This window comes from Hyphomicrobium sp. MC1 (assembly GCF_000253295.1).
Taxonomy (GTDB): domain Bacteria; phylum Pseudomonadota; class Alphaproteobacteria; order Rhizobiales; family Hyphomicrobiaceae; genus Hyphomicrobium_B.
Genome location: NC_015717.1, coordinates 86471 through 104461 on the forward strand (window position 1 = coordinate 86471; position 17991 = coordinate 104461).

Annotated in this window: 17 protein-coding genes and 1 tRNA gene; 10 read left to right on the forward strand and 8 right to left on the reverse strand. The window is 59.8% G+C overall.

Going from position 1 to position 17991, the window contains the following annotated elements; all coding sequences use genetic code 11:
- The first annotated feature begins 11 nt into the window (after positions 1–11).
- The 4 genes from HYPMC_RS00360 to HYPMC_RS00375 all read left to right on the forward strand — a co-directional run bounded on the left by HYPMC_RS00360 (position 12) and on the right by HYPMC_RS00375 (position 4249).
- A complete protein-coding gene (locus tag HYPMC_RS00360; RefSeq protein WP_013945738.1) occupies positions 12–1679 on the forward strand; it encodes a bifunctional protein tyrosine phosphatase family protein/NAD(P)/FAD-dependent oxidoreductase in 1668 nt (555 codons plus the stop codon).
- 18 nt (positions 1680–1697) lie between these two features.
- The gene (locus HYPMC_RS00365; RefSeq protein ID WP_013945739.1) at positions 1698–2486 is read left to right on the forward strand and encodes a sulfite exporter TauE/SafE family protein; all 789 of its coding nucleotides are present in this window, start codon (positions 1698–1700) and stop codon (positions 2484–2486) included.
- A gap of 93 nt (positions 2487–2579) precedes the next feature.
- Entirely contained in the window at positions 2580–3878 is a 1299-nt protein-coding gene (locus HYPMC_RS00370; RefSeq protein ID WP_013945740.1) for a glycosyltransferase, read from the forward strand.
- 26 nt (positions 3879–3904) lie between these two features.
- Complete coding sequence (locus HYPMC_RS00375) at positions 3905–4249, forward strand: cupin domain-containing protein (RefSeq protein WP_024275127.1); 345 nt, start codon at positions 3905–3907, stop codon at positions 4247–4249.
- Positions 4250–4258: 9 nt separating this feature from the next.
- Here the strand turns inward: HYPMC_RS00375 and HYPMC_RS00380 are convergent, their stop codons facing one another.
- Positions 4259–5539, reverse strand: coding sequence for a sodium:proton antiporter (locus HYPMC_RS00380; protein WP_013945742.1), 1281 nt, complete (start codon positions 5537–5539; stop codon positions 4259–4261).
- 199 nt (positions 5540–5738) lie between these two features.
- On the opposite strand from HYPMC_RS00380, the gene HYPMC_RS00385 reads away from it, so the two are divergent.
- Complete coding sequence (locus HYPMC_RS00385; protein ID WP_013945743.1) at positions 5739–7043, forward strand: MFS transporter; 1305 nt, start codon at positions 5739–5741, stop codon at positions 7041–7043.
- A 275-nt stretch (positions 7044–7318) separates the two neighbouring features.
- Positions 7319–8029, forward strand: a complete 711-nt coding sequence (locus tag HYPMC_RS00395) for a tyrosine-protein phosphatase (RefSeq protein ID WP_013945745.1) — start codon at positions 7319–7321, stop codon at positions 8027–8029.
- Positions 8030–8137: 108 nt separating this feature from the next.
- On the opposite strand, the gene HYPMC_RS00400 is transcribed toward HYPMC_RS00395, so the two are convergent.
- From HYPMC_RS00400 to HYPMC_RS00420, 5 genes are all read right to left on the reverse strand, one after another.
- A tRNA-Leu gene (locus tag HYPMC_RS00400) sits at positions 8138–8223 on the reverse strand.
- 73 nt (positions 8224–8296) lie between these two features.
- Positions 8297–8584 carry a hypothetical protein gene (locus HYPMC_RS00405; RefSeq protein ID WP_244420950.1) on the reverse strand — a complete coding sequence of 96 codons (288 nt, stop codon included), beginning with the start codon at positions 8582–8584 and terminating at the stop codon, positions 8297–8299.
- Between the two features lie 68 nt (positions 8585–8652).
- Complete coding sequence (locus HYPMC_RS00410; protein ID WP_013945748.1) at positions 8653–8955, reverse strand: hypothetical protein; 303 nt, start codon at positions 8953–8955, stop codon at positions 8653–8655.
- Positions 8956–9051: 96 nt separating this feature from the next.
- Positions 9052–11028, reverse strand: coding sequence for a protein meaA (locus HYPMC_RS00415; RefSeq protein WP_013945749.1), 1977 nt, complete (start codon positions 11026–11028; stop codon positions 9052–9054).
- A gap of 134 nt (positions 11029–11162) precedes the next feature.
- Positions 11163–11525: a hypothetical protein gene (locus HYPMC_RS00420; RefSeq protein WP_013945750.1), complete on the reverse strand. Its 363-nt coding sequence runs from the start codon at positions 11523–11525 to the stop codon at positions 11163–11165.
- Positions 11526–11749: 224 nt separating this feature from the next.
- Between HYPMC_RS00420 and ccrA the strand changes: the two genes are divergently transcribed.
- Positions 11750–13063 (forward strand): crotonyl-CoA carboxylase/reductase, encoded by a 1314-nt coding sequence (gene ccrA / locus HYPMC_RS00425; protein ID WP_013945752.1) that lies wholly within the window; start codon positions 11750–11752, stop codon positions 13061–13063.
- Between the two features lie 73 nt (positions 13064–13136).
- On the opposite strand, the gene HYPMC_RS00430 is transcribed toward ccrA, so the two are convergent.
- Complete coding sequence (locus tag HYPMC_RS00430) at positions 13137–14051, reverse strand: YihY/virulence factor BrkB family protein (RefSeq protein WP_013945753.1); 915 nt, start codon at positions 14049–14051, stop codon at positions 13137–13139.
- Positions 14052–14404: 353 nt separating this feature from the next.
- Here HYPMC_RS00430 and HYPMC_RS00435 point away from each other — a divergent pair, with 353 nt between their 5' ends.
- The 3 genes from HYPMC_RS00435 (at position 14405) to HYPMC_RS00445 (ending at position 17461) form a co-directional block, all read left to right on the forward strand.
- Entirely contained in the window at positions 14405–16084 is a 1680-nt protein-coding gene (locus tag HYPMC_RS00435) for an acyl-CoA dehydrogenase family protein (RefSeq protein WP_013945754.1), read from the forward strand.
- A 26-nt stretch (positions 16085–16110) separates the two neighbouring features.
- Positions 16111–16503, forward strand: coding sequence for an META domain-containing protein (locus HYPMC_RS00440; RefSeq protein ID WP_013945755.1), 393 nt, complete (start codon positions 16111–16113; stop codon positions 16501–16503).
- Positions 16504–16636: 133 nt separating this feature from the next.
- The gene (locus tag HYPMC_RS00445; protein WP_013945756.1) at positions 16637–17461 is read left to right on the forward strand and encodes an SDR family NAD(P)-dependent oxidoreductase; all 825 of its coding nucleotides are present in this window, start codon (positions 16637–16639) and stop codon (positions 17459–17461) included.
- Here the strand turns inward: HYPMC_RS00445 and HYPMC_RS00450 are convergent.
- Positions 17440–17991, reverse strand: a complete 552-nt coding sequence (locus HYPMC_RS00450; RefSeq protein WP_035575928.1) for a DNA-deoxyinosine glycosylase — start codon at positions 17989–17991, stop codon at positions 17440–17442. The two genes, HYPMC_RS00445 and HYPMC_RS00450, sit on opposite strands and share 22 nt — an antisense overlap.

Below are 17991 nucleotides of genomic sequence, written 5' to 3' on the forward strand. Positions count from 1 at the left end.
AGGACCTCGTGATGACCCCTAAAAAGCTTACCGACGATCTCTCGGTTTCGCCTCAGATTTTGCCCGGAGATGTCGCCGAGCTGGCGGCCATGGGATTCAAGTCGATCATTGATAATCGGCCTGATGGCGAAGGGTCGGATCAGCCCTCATTTGCCGAAATCGAGCGGGCTGCGAAAGCAAGTGGACTGACGGCGCGATATGTGCCGGTCGAAAGCGGCAAGGTCAGCGATGCCGATGCCGTGGAGTTCGGCGCAGCCCTTGCGCATATGCCCAAACCCATTCTCGCTTACTGCCGGACCGGCACGCGCAGCACCACACTTTGGGCGCTCGCCGAGGCTGGTCGCATGCCGATGGCCGACATTCTGTCGAAGGCCAGTGCGGCAGGTTACGACATGTCGGGCGTTGCCAGTCGCATCGCGACTGGAGGCCGGATCGCGTCGAATGGCCCGGTTGAAAAATACGATATCGTCATTGTCGGCGGTGGCGCTGCAGGGGCTGCAGTTGCGGGAAGTTTATTCGCGCGTAAGGGCAATCTGAAAATCGCGATCATCGATCCGGCCGACGTTCACTATTATCAGCCGGGCTGGACGCTCGTTGGTGGCGGCGTGTTTACGCCACAGCAAACCGTGCGGATGATGGGTTCGGTGCTGCCGCGAAAGGCGACGTGGATCAAGGCCGCGGTTGCCGGCTTCGATCCAGACAACAACAACGTCGTGCTCGAAGGCTGCCGTTCCATTCGCTATGGCCATCTCATCGTTTGTCCGGGACTGAAGCTCAACTGGGGCGGTATCGAGGGATTGACCGAGACGCTCGGCAAGAATGGCGTAACGTCGAACTATCGCTACGACCTTGCTCCTTATACGTGGGAGCTGGTCAAAGGGCTGAAGGCGGGGCGGGCGATCTTCACGCAGCCGCCAATGCCGATCAAATGCGCCGGCGCGCCGCAGAAGGCGATGTATCTGTCGGCTGATCATTGGCTGCGGACGGGATGCCTCAACAAGATCAACATCGAATTCGATAACGCCGGTGCGGTGCTGTTCGGCGTGCCCGACTATGTGCCCGCCTTGATGAACTATATCGAGCGCTACCATGTACAGCTCAACTTCGGGCACAATCTGGTTTCGGTCGACGGCCCGGCGAAGCGCGCGCGTTTTGCCAAAGCGTTGCCGGACGGTACGAAAGAGATCGTCGAAAAGTCATTCGACATGATGCACGTTTGTCCGCCGCAGATTGCGCCGGACTTCATTCGTGCAAGCGTCCTGGCCGATGCCGCCGGATGGGTCGATGTCGATCAGTCGACGCTGCGCCACAAGAAATACAAGAACATCTTCGGTCTCGGCGACGTGACCAATACGCCGAATGCGAAAACCGCCGCTGCCGCACGCAAGCAGGCGCCCGTCGTTGCCGAAAATGTTCTTTACGACATGGGCTATCGGCAAAATCAGTTCGCCTACGATGGTTACGGCTCCTGTCCGCTGACGGTGGAGCGCGGAAAGATCGTGCTTGCCGAGTTCACTTATGGCGGCAAGCTCTCGCCGACGTTCCCGCTGGCGCTGCTCGATGGTCGCAAACCATCGCGTGCGGCTTGGCTTCTCAAGGAACGTATTCTCCCGCCGATCTACTGGCAGGCCATGCTGAAGGGACGCGAGTGGATGGCCAAGCCCAAAGTCATGGCTTAACGGGAAGGCCGTGATTCTATGGAACACAATCTTCTAGCCGTCTTCTCCGGCTCGCTGGTCGGATTCGTTTTGGGATTGATCGGCGGTGGCGGATCGGTTCTTGCCGTTCCCCTGCTCGTTTATGTTGTTGGCGTGCAGTCTCCGCACGTGGCGATCGGGACGAGCGCGGTTGCCGTCGCGTTAAGCGCCGTCGCGAGCCTTGTCGATCACGCGCGGCACGATCACGTCAAATGGCGCTGTGCGATCGTGTTCGCCGCGGCCGGTATCGTCGGAGCGGCGCTCGGGTCGGAACTCGGAAAGCAGGTCGACGGTCAAAAGCTTCTGCTGTTTTTCGGCATTCTCATGCTTGTCATTGCCGGGATGATGTTCATGAAGAAACATTCCGGCAGCAACGAAACAGTCGAATTGACCGTTGAGAGCGCGCCGAAACTGTTGCCCTATCTTCTAGGTTATGGCGTCCTGGTCGGCGCCGTTTCGGGGTTCTTTGGGATTGGCGGCGGTTTCCTTATTGTTCCAGGGCTCATGGCTGCCACGAACATGCCGATGATTTTCGCTATCGGGTCATCGCTGTTCTGCGTCGCAGCTTTCGGTTTCACGACGGCCGGCAATTATGCGTTGTCGGGATTTGTCGATTGGCAGCTCGTCGGACTTTTCATTTCCGGCGGTGTCATTGGTGGCCTTATCGGACGGCAAGCCAGCTCGGCGCTGGCGAAAGAGAAGCGTCTGCTGTCGCAAAGTTTCGCCGCGATCGTGGCCGTGGTCGGCGTCTACGTCGTTGCCCGCGGCATTCCTGCGATCACCGGTTGAGCGCGTAAGCGCTCAGTTCCCTCTTGCCGAAGCTCGGTCCGCCGGTTGATGATATCGGCCGGTGATCGGGGGCTGGTAGGGAGTAGGGTGCGGATGGCCGAGCAGAAAACGGTGGCGTTCTTTCCAGAGGCCGCCTACGGGCCGGCGCTTAATTCGGTCGGTATTGCTCAGGCCATCGAGGCGCGCGGCCATAAAGCGGTTTTTCTATCGGACCCCGGTTTCGTCGACGTTTATCGCTCGTATGGTTTTGAAGCCCATCCTGTCAATCTGTCGGAGCCGATGCCGCCCGAAGAGATGGCCAAGTTCTGGGTCGATTTTATCAACGGGCATATCCCGAATTTCCGCAAATCGCCGTACGATCAGATCGACAACTATGTGAAGGATTGTTGGACCGCGATCGTCGATAGTGCGAAATGGGCGCAGAAAGATCTGCCGGGCGTGTTGAGCGCGCTAAGCCCGGATCTCATCGCCGTCGATAACGTGATCCTGTTTCCCGCGATCAAGCAGTTCGGCAAGCCGTGGGTGCGGATCATCTCGTGCTCGGAAAACGAGATCGAGGATCCGGCCATTCCTCCGCATCTTTCCGGATGTGCGCAGAACGATACCGAAGGCCATCAGCGGTATCGCGATCACTTCAACGACGTGATCAAACCCATTCATGACGATTTCAATGCATTTCTGGCGGAGTGTAATGAGGCGCCATATCCCATCGGCCAGTTCTTCGAGGCCTCGCCTTACATGAACCTGCTGCTTTATCCGGAAGCCGCAAAGTTCCGCCGCAGCGAGCCTCTGATGCCATCGCAGTTTCAGTATCTCGAAGGCTGTGTGCGTAAGGAGAAGCCCTACGAGGTTCCGGAGTTTGCAGCGAACAACGACAAGCCGCTCATTTATGTTTCGTTCGGCAGTCTCGGATCGGGCGATACCGAACTTCTGAAGCGGATTATCGAGGTGATGGGCACGCTGCCGTACCGCGCGCTCGTCAACGTCGGTGATTACATGGACCAATATGAGTCCGTGCCCCCGAACGTTGTCATGGATAAATGGTTTCCGCAGCCGTCGGTCATTCCGCAGGTCGATGCCGTTATTCATCACGGTGGCAACAACTCGTTCACAGAGTGCCTCTATTTCGGCAAGCCCGCTATCATCATGCCCTATGTTTGGGACGGGCACGATAACGCCATGCGCGTCGAGGAGACGGGGCACGGGTTCAAGATGCCACGTTACGATTGGAGCGACGAAGAACTGGCGACCAAGCTTGACGCCTGCCTGCACGATCCGGCAATGCAGGCAAAGCTTGCCAAGACAAGCGCTCAGATGCTCGCACAAAACGGCCCGGAGAAAGCCGCGACGATCATCGAGGCATTGCTTCAAAGCGGCCGCTACGACGGTTGAACGATCCATCCAGCAAGGACAAATCCGTGACGACACCGATTATACGCAACCCAGAAGACGTTACCGATCTTGCGGATTGGGGTGTCATCCCGACGATGCTCGAAGGGCAATCGCAGACATCGGGCAAGCTGCTGCATAAGAACGCGAACGGCGAGTCGGAGTGCGGAATCTGGGTGTGCACGCCGGGTAAGTGGGAATGCCATGTGACGCGCGATGAGTTCTGCCATTTCCTCTCGGGCCGGTGCACGTACGTTCGCGACGATGGCGAAGTGATCGAGATTTTGCCGGGAACGGCTGCATTTTTTCCGCAGGACTGGAAGGGCGTCTGCACCGTCCACGAGACCGTCCGCAAAGTCTATATGATCCGTTGACGCCGCAAGTCATGAAGACTTCACCGCTTCGCCTTTTCCATCGGGCGGAGTTCCGTAGAGGGCTGCGATGACGCGCGGCGCCAGAAGTCCCTGCACGACGATGGTGAAAATCACGACGGCGTAGCAAGCAGCGATCAGGTCATCGGTGTAGGGGCCTTGCGGCGCGATTTGAACCAGCGCGACCGAAATCGCGCCGCGTAGTCCAATCCAGGTCAAAAGGAATGGGGTTTTTAGCGGCTCTTTCGTATTCCGTCGCAGGAGCCACGGCGGAAGTCCGACGCTCAAGAAGCGGGAGAGAAACGCAAGCGGGATCGCCGTTGCCGCCGAGACGATGGCGAATTGTGATACGGTCATCGCTAGAATCTCAAAGCCGAGCAGGACAAACAAGAGCACGTTGAGAACGCTATCGACCAGAGACCAGAAAACGCGGATTTTCCGCTGTCTTTCATCGTCGTCGATTTTCGACATCGGCCGGTTGGCGAGAACGATACCGCATATGACGACGGCAAGCGGGCCGGATAATCCCATGCTCGTTGCCAGCCGATAAGTTCCAAGTGCCAATGCGAGAGAGGCGATTATCGCGATCTCGTCGTCCTTGATGACGGTCATCAGCCACGAAACGAGAAATCCGGTCACTAAACCGAGCAAGATGCCGCCGCCGCCTTCGACCAGCATCGCCGACAGAAACCGGCCGTGACCGAAGACGTTTCGGTCGCCCGCGATCACGGCCAGCGCCGACAGAAACAATACGATCGCCGTCCCGTCATTGAAGAGGCTTTCGCCCACGATGGTCGATTTCAAAGACGGCGGGAGCGGCGCGGACTTGAGCAGTCCTTCGACCGCGATTGCATCGGTCGGCGCCAGGATCGCTCCAAGCAGGAAGCACCAGGCAAGGGGAATTGCCATGCCCCAAAGATGCAACACGCCCCAGAACGAGAACGTGAAAATCGCCGTCGAGAGCATCACGCCCAACGTCGCGAGGCTGAATACAGCAACGGCGTTAATGCGCAGATCGCGAAGGTTCGCATGCAAGCTCGACGCGAAAAGCAGTAACGCGAGAAGTCCATCGAGCAAGACGCGCGGCAGGTGCGCGCCGCCGATGCGTTCTTCGATCAGCGCGGCGATGTGGAAATTTTCGATCGTGTGGCTGGCAAGCAGGACGAGAAGCGAAAGCAGCAATGAGCCAAGCAATTGCGCGATCACGCTCGGGATGCGGAAATAGCGCTCGTTAATGATACCGACGACGGTGGCGAGGATGAGAATAATGGCGCCGATATCGAATGCGGACACAGATTTTCACCTTGCTGAGCGGTAAGCCGTGCTCGAATGCCAGTTGACGGGAAGGACCGTGATCGGGAGTCTATCGCGGCGGATGCGCTGTCATAATTTGCCGCGCATCTATTGCAAGATGAAGCGTCTTCGGCTTGCGGACCTCGGCGTCGGCTGAAATATTCCGTCAGTCCGAATCGCTTTTCTCCAGGTGAGCCCTTTGACAGGATCGAAACCGGTTTCTACGCGCCGCGTGCTGCTGGCCAGTCTCGCCGGGACGGCGATCGAGTTTTTCGACTTTTATATCTATGCTACGGCGGCGGTGCTGGTTTTTCCGCACCTCTTCTTTCCGAACGCCGATCCGACGACCGCGACCTTGCAATCGTTCGCGACGTTTTCCATTGCGTTCTTCGCGCGCCCGATCGGCGCCATGCTGTTTGGGCATTTCGGCGATCGCATCGGACGCAAGGCGACGCTCGTTGCGGCGCTTCTCACCATGGGTCTTTCGACCGTCGCCGTGGGCTTGCTGCCGACCTATGCGCAAGCCGGTATCTGGGCACCGTTGTTGCTTGCCGCGTGCCGCCTCTTTCAGGGGCTCGGGCTTGGCGGTGAATGGGGCGGTGCGGTGCTGCTCGCCACCGAGAATGCGCCGGACTCGAAGAAGGCGTGGTTCGGCATGTTTCCGCAGCTCGGCGCGCCGATCGGCTTTCTCTGCTCGACCGGCATCTTTCTGCTGATCACCGAAACGCTGACGGAAGAGCAATTCAAGGCGTTCGGCTGGCGCATCCCCTTTATCGCGAGTGCCGTGCTGGTTTTTGTCGGGCTTTATGTCCGGCTGCGCATTTCCGAGACGCCGGCTTTCCAGCGCGCAATCGAGAAAGACGAGCGCGTGCGTGTGCCGCTGGCTACGGTGCTGACACAGCATTTCTGGCTTTTGATTCTGGGGACGTTCGGTGCGTTGGCGACCTTCGTGCTGTTCTATCTGATGACCGTCTTCGCCTTGAGCTGGGGGATCAGCGCGCTTCACTTCACGCGCGACGAATTCATGCCCATTCAGATGCTCGGCGTGATTTTCTTTGCCGTGACCATTCCGCTTTCGGCATGGCTTGCAGATCGCTTTGGCCGCCGCACAGTGCTGCTCTGGACAACGGCGCTGATCGGCGTATTCGGATTATCGTTCGAGACGCTGTTCGGATCGGGGCAGACCTTCAGCGTGATCATGTTCATGATTATCGGCCTGGCATTGATGGGATTCACGTATGGGCCGCTGGGGACGGCGCTGTCGGAGCCGTTTCCAGTGGGCGTTCGCTATACCGGCTCGTCTTTGGCCTTCAATCTGGCGGGCATCTTCGGTGCGTCGCTGGCGCCCTATATCGCGACGACGCTGGCTACGAAGTACGGGATTCATGCCGTCGGCCTTTATCTGACCGCAGCCGCGACGCTGACGTTCCTGGCTCTCTTGGGTCTCGGGAGGGTTAGCGGCGCCCACGAGGCGGTGACGCTACGGCGTGAACAGACGACGTAGCCATTTTGCCTAGGGGCTCTGGCTGAGTATGACGTCGCGCATTTCGATGCACAGTAGCGCGTTCGAAACGTGGACTTATGTAGCTGAAATTGCATGCTCTTTTTATCTGCGCTCATCTGCGTCGGAGATTTGCAATTGCCCTTTGGTCCAGGTTAAAGGCATAGATGCGTGGCTCTGGCGGATGCGCCCTGCCTTCGGGCAGTTTGGGGGCATCGTCGTCGCGTCATCGTTGTGATTTACACGTACTAACCGACCGAAATCCCGGCGCGAGATTGATGGACGAAGTCGTCGATAGAGCAAATGGTGTCGGAACGAAGGGCTTTGCTCCCAGACCGGTGCTGACCCCTGCTGATCGGGTGCGTGCCTGGTTCGATCTTGTTTTTGTCGATCACGGTCTGCTGCGGCTCTGCTATTGCAACCGGCATAAGGTCGATCAGCGCTTGTGGCGCTCTGCACAGCCGACTCCCGGGGACTTACGGCGGGAAAAACGGCGCGGCATTCGCACGGTGCTGTGTGTGCGCGGAGGATTCCCTTTCCGGCCATGGCCCCTTGAGCAAGAAGCCTGTGAGCGGTTCGGTCTCGAACTTCATAAGGTCGGCATTCGTGGCCGAGAGGCGCCTTACAGGAACGACCTGCTCGCGCTGATAGATCTGTTTTCATCAATCGAGTATCCGGCGTTGGTTCACTGCAAATCGGGCGCGGATCGGAGTGGTTTCGTCGCGGCCGTTTATCTCATGGCGATCGAGGGTCGCCGCGCCGATGACGCGATGCGTCAGCTGTCGCTTCGCTTCGGCCATTTGCGCACTTCGCGCGCCGGCATTCTCGGAGAGGTCATCAAGGCCTATCGCGCCGAGGGCGAGGCGCGAGGGCTTGATTTTCGACAGTGGGTCGCAACCTGCTACGATCGCGACGCCGTTACCGCACGTTTTCAACCTCGACCTTTTCCGACAGCAATTGTCGATCAGCTGTTGCGGCGCGAGGGGTAGGCTTTCCAGGCCAGCGGTGCCCGACTGCGGGCTTCCAATCACTTAAGGAATTCAGCACCGCGAAATATCACCGCGCGCAGGGGTGCCTAGCTGCGTGCAAGCAAAAAATGGTGCCCCAGGAGGGACTCGAACCCCCACACCCTTGCGGATAGCAGATTTTGAGTCTGCCGCGTCTACCGTTCCGCCACTGAGGCAAGCCGCCCCGGAAAGGGGGCGAAGCGGCGACTTATAACGGCCGTTGTCGCCACGTCAACGCAGGGAAAGCGGTTATCTGAGGGTATGCGTCACCCGGCCCGTGGCGTGGTGGTGCTCGACGACGTGGATTTTGTCGCCGATCTTGAGGCCACGGGATTTATAGGCGAGCACGCGGACGAGCTGGCCGTCGTCCAGGCGGACGATGACATTTTCGCCGTCGGCCGAATCTTGCTTGGAAACCAGCGGCTCCAGGTCCGTGACGGTGCCGCCGATATCCTTGTTGTCGACCTTGAGATCCAGCTCTTCGTAGCTGAATGCCAAGCCGATCGCCGCGATGATGGCGAGGCCGATGCCGGCCATTTTGGCGCGGTCGATCCAGAGTGCTCGTTCAAGCCGCTTTCGAGTTTCTTCGCGCAAGGGCCCCTCCCTTAATCGCGCTGCGTGTACCAGACCTGTCCCCAGGGTGTCATCCACTCCGTGATGGATATGTTCGCGCCGACTTGAACGCTTTGGGGATTTTGAGTTGCGACGTCGATCAGGCGGCCGTCCGGCAGTCGCACTTTGAACCGGGGCGGGGTGGCCGGAAACCATTTCGGCACCGGATTCCCTCGGTTGATGGCGAGGACTGTGCCGGTGAGCGCCCCCTTCTCTCGCGAAAACAGATCACGGGCGAGGCCCCAGGCAACGCCTGCGGCGAGCAAGATGAGGAAAAGGACGACCCAGGTTTTCATCGATTCTTTTCAGGGGCCGCGGCGTTCCGCGTTCGGCGCGCCGGCCGCCGCGGCGGGCGACCGGACTGGGGAAAGGACAATGAGCCTCCCGTCGTTTCAGGCCGCCTTGGCGTAGCGATCCACGAGCTTCACGATATCGGCCATGATGTCGTTCAGCTGGAAGTCCTTGGGCGTATAGACGGCAGCGACCCCAAAGGCCTTTAGCGTCTTCTCGTCTTCCGGCGGGATGATGCCGCCGACAACGACCGGGACGTCTTCCAAGCCCTCCTTACGCATGCGATCCATCACGTCTTTGACGAGCGGGACGTGCGAGCCGGAGAGGATCGACAGGCCGACGACGTGAACCGACTCGTCGACTGCCGCGCGAACAATCTGGCTTGGGGTGAGGCGGATACCCTCGTAGACGACTTCCATGCCGACGTCGCGGGCGCGGACGGCGATCTGCTCGGCGCCGTTCGAGTGGCCGTCGAGGCCGGGCTTGCCGACGAGGAACTTCAGGCGGCGGCCCAGCTTCTCGGAGGCTGCATCAACCGATTTTCGCACCTCTTCCAAGGCGGCGCTATCGCGCGCGACGGCAGCTTGCGAGACGCCGGTTGGAGCGCGGTACTCGCCAAATATTTTGCGCAACAGGCCTCCCCATTCGCCCGTCGTCACGCCAGCCTTGGCGGCGGCGATCGAGGGCTCCATGATGTTGCGCCCCTCTTTCGCGGCGGCTTCGAGATCTGCGAGCGCTTTGGCCACGGCCTTGTCGTCGCGCGACGCACGCCAAGCCTTCAGGCGTTCGACCTGATCGATCTCGACGGCTGGGTCGACGACGAGGATCGCTCCCTCACCTGCGCCAAGCGGAGAAGGTTCTGTCTCGGTCCACTTGTTGACGCCGACCAAGACCTGTTCGCCTGACTCGATGGCGGACAGCCGAGCGGTGTTGCTCTCGACGAGATTGCGCTTCATGTAATCGATGGAGGCGATGGCGCCGCCCATGCGTTCAATCGTCTGGAGTTCGTTCTTCGCTTCTTCTTTCAAGGCATCGACTTTGCGCTTGATCTCAGCCGAGCCGTCGAAGATGTCGCCGAATTCCAGCAGGTCGGTCTCGTAGGCGAGGACTTGCTGCATGCGCAGTGACCACTGCTGATCCCACGGCCGCGGAAGGCCGAGCGCCTCGTTCCATGCCGGAAGCTGAAGGGCGCGGCAGCGCGCGTTCTTGGAGAGCGTAACGCCGAGTGCAGCGATCAAAATGCGGTAGACGTTGTTTTCGGCTTGGGGCTCAGTCAGGCCCAATGAGTTCACCTGCACGCCATAACGGAACATGCGGTTCTTGGGGTCCGTGACGCCGTAGCGGTCTCGCGTGATTTCATCCCAAAGTTCGTTAAACGCCCGCATTTTGCAGACTTCGGTAATGAACTTGAGGCCGGCATTCACGAAGAAGGAGACGCGTCCGACAACGGTGCCGAAGTCTTTCTCGGGCACCTCGCCGGAAGCCTTCACGGTGTCGAGAACAGCGATGCCGGTCGCCAACGCGTAGGCGAGTTCCTGCACCGGCGTGGCTCCCGCTTCCTGCAGATGGTAGGAGCAGACGTTCGTCGGATTCCACTTCGGCACGTGCTGGTAGGAGTAGACGATCGTGTCCTTGATGAGACGCAGCGACGGCTCCGGCGGGAAGACGTAGGTGCCGCGCGACAGGTATTCCTTGATGATGTCGTTCTGAATGGTGCCCTGCAGCTTCCTGCGGTCGGCACCCTGCTCGTCGGCTGTGGCGATGTAGAGCGACAGCAGCCAAGCCGCCGTGGCGTTGATCGTCATCGAGGTGTTCATCTGCTCGATGGGGATATCGGCGAACAGAGTGCGCATATCGCCCAGATGCGAGACCGGGACGCCGACCTTGCCGACTTCGCCACGGGCAAGCTCATGGTCGGAATCGTAGCCGGTCTGTGTCGGGAGATCGAAAGCAATCGAGAGGCCCGTCTGGCCCTTTGCCAAGTTTTTCTTATAGAGCGCGTTCGACTTCGCAGCGGTCGAGTGTCCGGCGTAGGTCCGGAACAGCCACGGCTTGTCGCGCACGATTTTATCCGACATCGAAAGGGTGCCCCTTAGGCTCGGGTCAAAGACACTGGAAAAGACCTAAAGTAACCGATTGCGGCGATACAGCAAAATCGGCAGTTCGCCGCGTTTTCGGGCGCGGCGGTTTTGTCGGCGGCGATGCAATCAGCCTAGCGGCGGATGCGCGGCGGCCTGGATGGGATGGCGACGAGCTTCGTCCGGCTCACGCGGTATTCGGTGAAAAGCGCCCAAAGCCAGTTGCCCATGAGAATAAGAAACAATGCGGCCAGCGTCCCGATCGCCACCGAGATCGCAGTGTTGACGGTCTTATCGTACGAAAGGGTAATCAACTGTTGGGCCAGAAGGGTAGGGGCGAGGATGCCTCCAGCCGCTAGAATGGGGGTGGAGAGCCAAGCCAGCGTTGGCGAGCCGACAATCTCGTGAATAAACAGACAGACGGCGCCCGCAAATGCGAGGGAAATATAGACAGTGAAGGAATCGACGTCCTGGAGCTGCCACCAAAAGTCTTGCATTGCGTGCGTCCTAGAGGCCCATATAGGGCGGAATAGGCAGCTAAAATATCGCTCTCCCGTTAAAGAGGAATTGAGCGAATATTAACTGCGGACTAACCCTCTTCATTGCAGCGCAAAAACGTGCTTCATACTGCGATCCCCGCGCGGAGAGCAGGGGGCAAACGCGAAGAAGACGAGCCATAACGGCCCTCGTCGCGGGGACAAGGTCGGGAGACGCAACACCAATGTCGAGCCAGAACTTGGCAGCCAAAAGCGAAGTATCCGATGCTTCGGTGACGGCAGGAATCAAGAAAGACCTTTATGAAATCGGGGAAATTCCCCCGCTCGGACATGTTCCCAAAAACATGTACGCCTGGACTATCCGCAAGGAGCGTCAGGGTGAGCCCGACAAGGCGATGCAGGTTGAGGTGGTTCCCACGTGGGAACTCGATAGCCACGACGTGCTCGTCCTCGTTATGGCGGCCGGCGTCAACTACAACGGCGTGTGGGCATCGCTCGGCGTGCCGATCTCGATGTTCGACGTCCACAAACAGCCTTACCACATCGCTGGATCGGATGCTTCGGGCATCGTTTGGGCCGTTGGCTCGAAGGTGAAGCGCTGGAAGGTCGGCGACGAGGTTGTGGTTCACTGCAACCAAGACGACGGCGACGATGAAGAATGCAACGGCGGCGATCCGATGTTTTCGACGTCGCAGCGCATCTGGGGTTACGAGACGCCAGACGGTTCGTTTGCGCAATTTTGCCGCGTGCAGGACCGCCAGCTTCTCGAACGTCCGAAGCATCTGACGTGGGAAGAAAGCGCCTGCTACACGCTGACGCTCGCAACCGCTTACCGCATGCTGTTCGGCCATCGTCCGCATGTCCTGCGGCCTGGCCATAACGTGCTGGTGTGGGGTGCTGCCGGTGGTCTTGGCGCATTCGCCGTGCAGCTGTGCGCGACGTCGGGCGCCAACGCCATCGGCGTCGTGTCGGATGACGACAAGCGCGACTTCGTCATGCAGCTCGGCGCGAAGGGCGTCATCAACCGCAAGGACTTCAAGTGCTGGGGACAGCTGCCGAAAGTGAACTCGCCTGAGTATCACGAGTGGCTGAAGGAGATGCGCAAGTTCGGCAAAGCGATCTGGGACATCACGGGCAAAGGTGTCAACGTCGACTGCGTGTTTGAGCATCCCGGCGAGACGACGATTCCGGTCTCGGTGCAGGTCGTGAAGCGCGGCGGCATGGTCGTGATTTGCGCCGGCACCACCGGCTATAATCTGACGATGGACGCGCGCTATCTCTGGATGCACCAGAAGCGCGTGCAAGGTTCGCACTTCGCCAACCTGATGCAGGCAAGCCAGGCCAACCGTCTCGTCATCGAGCGGCGTATCGACCCGTGTATGTCGGAAGTGTTCTCGTGGGAGCAGATCCCCAAGGCGCACATGCGCATGATGAGGAACGAGCACAAGCCGGGCAACATGGCGGTGCTTGTCCAGGCGCCGACGACGGGTCTTCGCACGCTTGAAGATGTCATCGAGGCCGGCCCGAAGTCAGCCTAAGTTACGCAGGAATTCAAGATCGAAGGCCCCTTACCGGACTTGCCGGTGAGGGGCCTTTTGCATTTGTGCCCTATCAGGATTTTTGTTGCGCTGGCGCTGGCGCTTGTCGCGAGGCGTCGGCGCGGAAGGCGGCGCGCTCGGCAGCTTCCCGGCGCATGCGTTTCATTTCCATGATTCCGCGGTTGAATTCGGCACCGAGCAGGATCGTGATGGCCGTGAACTGGAAAAAGATCAGCGCGATCATGAGCTGGGAAAGACCGGCGTAGAACAGAGAGTAGTTCGTGATTTCGAGATAGTTCGACCACAGCCCCGCCAGCGCCAGCCAGAGAACGATCGTCAGCGCGATGCCGGGCCAGACATCGGCCATCCGCCGTTGCCCCGCAGCCAGCAGCAAATGCAACGCAAAGAGCTGCGCAGCCATCACGGCACCTGAAAGGCCGTAGCGAATGACAGGTCCGATGTCGCTCGAATCGACAAGAATTCGGACCCAGTTGTCGGGCAGGTGCGACGCGATCGCGGGGCCGAAGACGCTTGGGCCGACGACGACCGCCCAAGTAAGTACTAGCGTCGAGATGCCGTTAACGAAAACGAACAGCATGCTGATGAGCAGGCATAACGGATAGGGGCGTTTTTCGCGGACTCTGTAGGCGCCGTTTAAAGCCGCGCGCAGCGTTTCGACGGCGCTTGTTGCGAAAAACAGCGCCAGGAAACCGCTGACGGTCGCGAGGTCGATACGCCGCGTCCCCATCACCGCCTCGATCTGGGGGGCGATGCCCTGGGCGACGGGCGCGGGCAGAATTGCAAACAGCTGATTGATCGCGTCCTGTGCCAGCTCACGGCCGCCGAAATAGCCTGATAAGGCGCCGAGAAAGATGCAGAACGGAAAGATCGAGACGACGAACGAGAACGCGACTGCGCCGGCCATCGCGAAGCCCGAATGCTCGTAAACCCGATAAAGGGCTTCGACCAATCTGCGCATGCGCTTCATATGGTGTCTCTTCTCCCGGGACGCCTTGATTTTGTGGCGCGGAACCTAGTGTTTCGGCCAACTCCGGTCCACAGGTCAATTTCCGGCTGTGAGTGCGGGTCTAGCGAGACGTCGGCAATTTGGACACAGTCCAAAGGACGGGTTCGATATCGTAAACACGGAAAGGCCGGTGCGGTTCGTAATGCTTTCGGGAGGTGGGCCGCGACGCATTTTCGCGCGGATAGGTCGCGAGAGCATTTGTTGCGGTCGATGACCAGTTGACTAATCATTCCCGAGCGGTGAATTGGTCGCGCAGCGCATCAGATTTGGCCCGGCGTCGCCCCGGGCATATAGGTATTCCTCAGGAGAAACGTATGTCCGTGACGCCCATGAAGGCTGGAGAAAATCTTCTCGCCGCCGGTCCCGTCAAGCTTATTGAGCGGAGCGGCGAAGCCGTGGCGTCTGCGGACAAGATCCTGCAGGCCGCCAAAGCCGGTGTCAGGATAAAAATTCAGGAAGAGGGCGGCGTTGATCAGGCGCAACATGCCGCGCACGGTCTGGCGTGGCTGGCGACGACGGTCGAAGGTCTGCGCCAGATGCACGACTGGGCGGCCCGCCTCCAGGACGAGGGCCGGTTCGGCGAGTTCGAGCAACTGTTGCTGATCGCGGCTTTCGGCGAATACGCGGCGCAGATCGCAAACGGCATCCCGATGAGCCAGCTCGAAATCGCCCGCGCTGACGCGCTGGGCGTGCCGAAGGCAGAGCTTCGCCGTTATGAGGATTCGGTTGAGGATCTCGTCGCGGAAGGTGGCGCAGAAAGCGTGAAAGCTCGCCTTGCCGAGCTGATCGCGGCGCAGCCCGAAGCGATGACCTTCGGCGATACGGGTCTCGATGAGACGCACGCGCAGATCCAAGATCTGATGCGCAAGTTCAGTCTTGAGGAAGTCATTCCGCACGCACACGAGTGGCACCTCAAGAACGAATACATTCCGCTCGAAGTGATCGCGAAGCTGGCGGAGCTTGGCGTTTTCGGTCTGGCGCTGCCGGAAGAATTTGGCGGCATGGCACTCGGCAAGGAATCGATGTGCGTTGCCTCGGAAGAGCTGTCGCGCGGCTACATCGGCGTCGGTTCACTCGGTACGCGCGCAGAAATCGCCGGCGAGCTTATCCTGCACAACGGAACGCCGGAGCAGAAAGAGAAGTATCTGCCGAAGATCGCGTCCGGCGAAATGCTGCCGACGGCCGTTTTCACCGAACCGAACACCGGCTCGGACCTCGCGTCGCTCAAGACGCGCGCGGTGAAGGACGGCGACGTCTACAAGATTACAGGCCAGAAGACGTGGATCACGCATCCGGTCCGCGCCGACATCATGACCGTGTTGACGCGCACCAATCCGAACGAGCCGGGCTACAAGGGCCTTTCGATGTTCCTCGCCGAGAAGCCGCGCGGCTCGGATGACGAGCCGTTCCCGGCCAAGGGCATGACGGGTGGCGAGATCGAAGTCCTCGGCTATCGCGGCATGAAGGAATATGACATCTCCTTCGACAGCTTCGAAGTTCCGGCGGAAAATCTGCTTGGTGGCGTCGAGGGGCAGGGTTTCAAGCAGCTCATGAACACGTTCGAGGGTGCGCGTATCCAGACGGCGGCGCGTGCGGTCGGCGTGGCGCAGTGCGCGATGGATCTCGGCCTCAAGTATGCGCTCGAACGCGTGCAGTTCGGCAAACCGATCTATTCGTTTCCGCGCGTGCGCAACAAGGTCGTGATGATGGCGGTCGAGACGATGATCGCGCGGCAGCTCACCTATTTCTCGGCGCGCCAGAAAGATGCCGGCCGGCGCTGCGATCTTGAAGCGGGCATGGCGAAACTGCTCGGCGCTCGTGTCGCCTGGGCTAACGCCGACAACGCGCTGCAGATTCACGGCGGCAACGGTTTCGCGCTCGAATATCCGATCAGCCGCGTGCTTTGTGATGCGCGCATCCTGAACATCTTCGAAGGTGCGGCCGAAATTCAGGCGCAGGTCATCGCACGGCGTCTGCTCGAAGGCGCGAACTGAGCGGGGCAACGAGGGAAGACGTCGGGATGCGGTACGTCATAACGATCCTCGCTGGTGTGCTGTCTCTCGCGGTGGCCGCAGCGGCCATCGCGCAAGAGGACGGTGATGGACCGCTTACCGCGAGCTGGGTTGCGACTGAACTCAACGGCAAACCAGTCGATGGCCCGACGCTTGCCTATACGACGGACCGGGTGTCGGGCACGGGCGGCTGCAATCGCTTCAATGGTCCGATCAGCATCGAGGACGACGCCATTCAGATCGGACCACTGGCCGCGACGAAGATGATGTGCGAAGGCAAATCGGAAATCGAGGCGCAGTATTTTTCGGCGCTCGAAGCCGCTCGATCGTTCACCGTGCACGGCGACACCCTCACGCTCAAATCGGATGATGGCCGCGACCTCGTGAAGTTCAAGAGGTGATTCGCGGTTCCGGAGCTCTCGCGTTCTGGCAACCCTCAAAACATATGCGGCATAACTCGCGTCTCGGGGAAAGACGCGGCGCTTCGGCTCGTGCTAAGGCAAACCTCCAGATGGCCGCAATCACTGGAGCCCAATGACACGGTCTATTCTCATCACCGGATGCTCTTCGGGCATCGGCCTTGATGCGGCCAGAACCATGCGCGAGCGCGGATGGCGCGTTATAGCGACGGCGCGAAAGCCTGACGATCTTGCGCGCTTGAAAAACTTCCTGAACGTCGAAGTGCTGCCGCTCGAACTTGCCGACTCGCAGTCGATCGCGACGTGCGCCATTCGTGCATTGGAGATGACGCGCGGCAAGATCGATGCGCTGTTCAACAATGCCGCCTTCGGTCAGCCCGGTGCGGTGGAGGATCTGACGCCGAAGCTTCTACGTGAGCAGTTCGAGGTGAACGTCGTCGGTACGCATGATTTGACGCGGCGTCTCATTCCGGCGATGCGCAAGAACGGCGCGGGGCGCATCGTCAATTGCTCGTCGGTGCTCGGCATGATCGTCGCGCCTTATCGTGGCGCCTATTGCGCGTCGAAGTTTGCGCTCGAAGCGCTGACGACGTCCTTGCGGCTTGAACTCGAGGGTTCAGGCATTCATGTGTCGCTGATCGAGCCGGGGCCGATCCGGACGCGCTTTGTCGAGCATTCGGTGGACCGATTGCTGGCGACGGTTGATATCGACAATTCTCCCCATCGCGACGTTTATCGTGCGCGGCTCGAAGCCATGCAGGCAGGCGGACAGCAAACGTTCAAGCTCGAACCGGAAGCAGTGACGAAGAAGCTGATTCATGCGGTCGAAAGTTCCAGGCCGCGGCGGCATTACTATGTGACTACACCAACTTACTTGGCGGCGGCGATGCGCCGGTTTCTACCGCAGTTTGCGATTGATTATTTCGCGCGGCGGTTTTGATTTTGGGCCGGTAGGAAAGCTTCGAGCCTAGCCTGCCAGAGCTTCAGCTTTTCTTCGAAGGGAATGGTGTAGAGCGGGCTCGATGACGGCAATTCGATTGCGGTGAAGCGGTCTTGCCGAACGAGGCCCGGCTTTACGACGTAGCGACGAAAAAGATCGCGGGCTTTCTGGCCGTTGAACGCAACCGTGGTTATTGCTGGATACACGGCAAAGAAATCGCCGAAGGCATTCACCGTCGGGTTGCGAATGGCCGCATCCGAGCTGCCGATGCGTTCAGCGCCTTCGAGCACATCCCAGAGCGCCCATTTATTAACGTGAAGCAGCGCCGTTTTTTCAGGATAAGTCGTGGGCAGCGGTTGACCTGAGAGCGCTGCGATCAGCGCCCAGAAATGGTTGCGCGAGAAGCCGTAGTATTGCTGCAGGCGAAGGGATTCTTCGCCAGGCAGCGTGCCGAGGATGAGAAGGCGTGCGCCGTCGGGGACGATGGGTGGAAAGCTGTATTTGGTCGGGGACGGCGTTGCGTCGGCCAT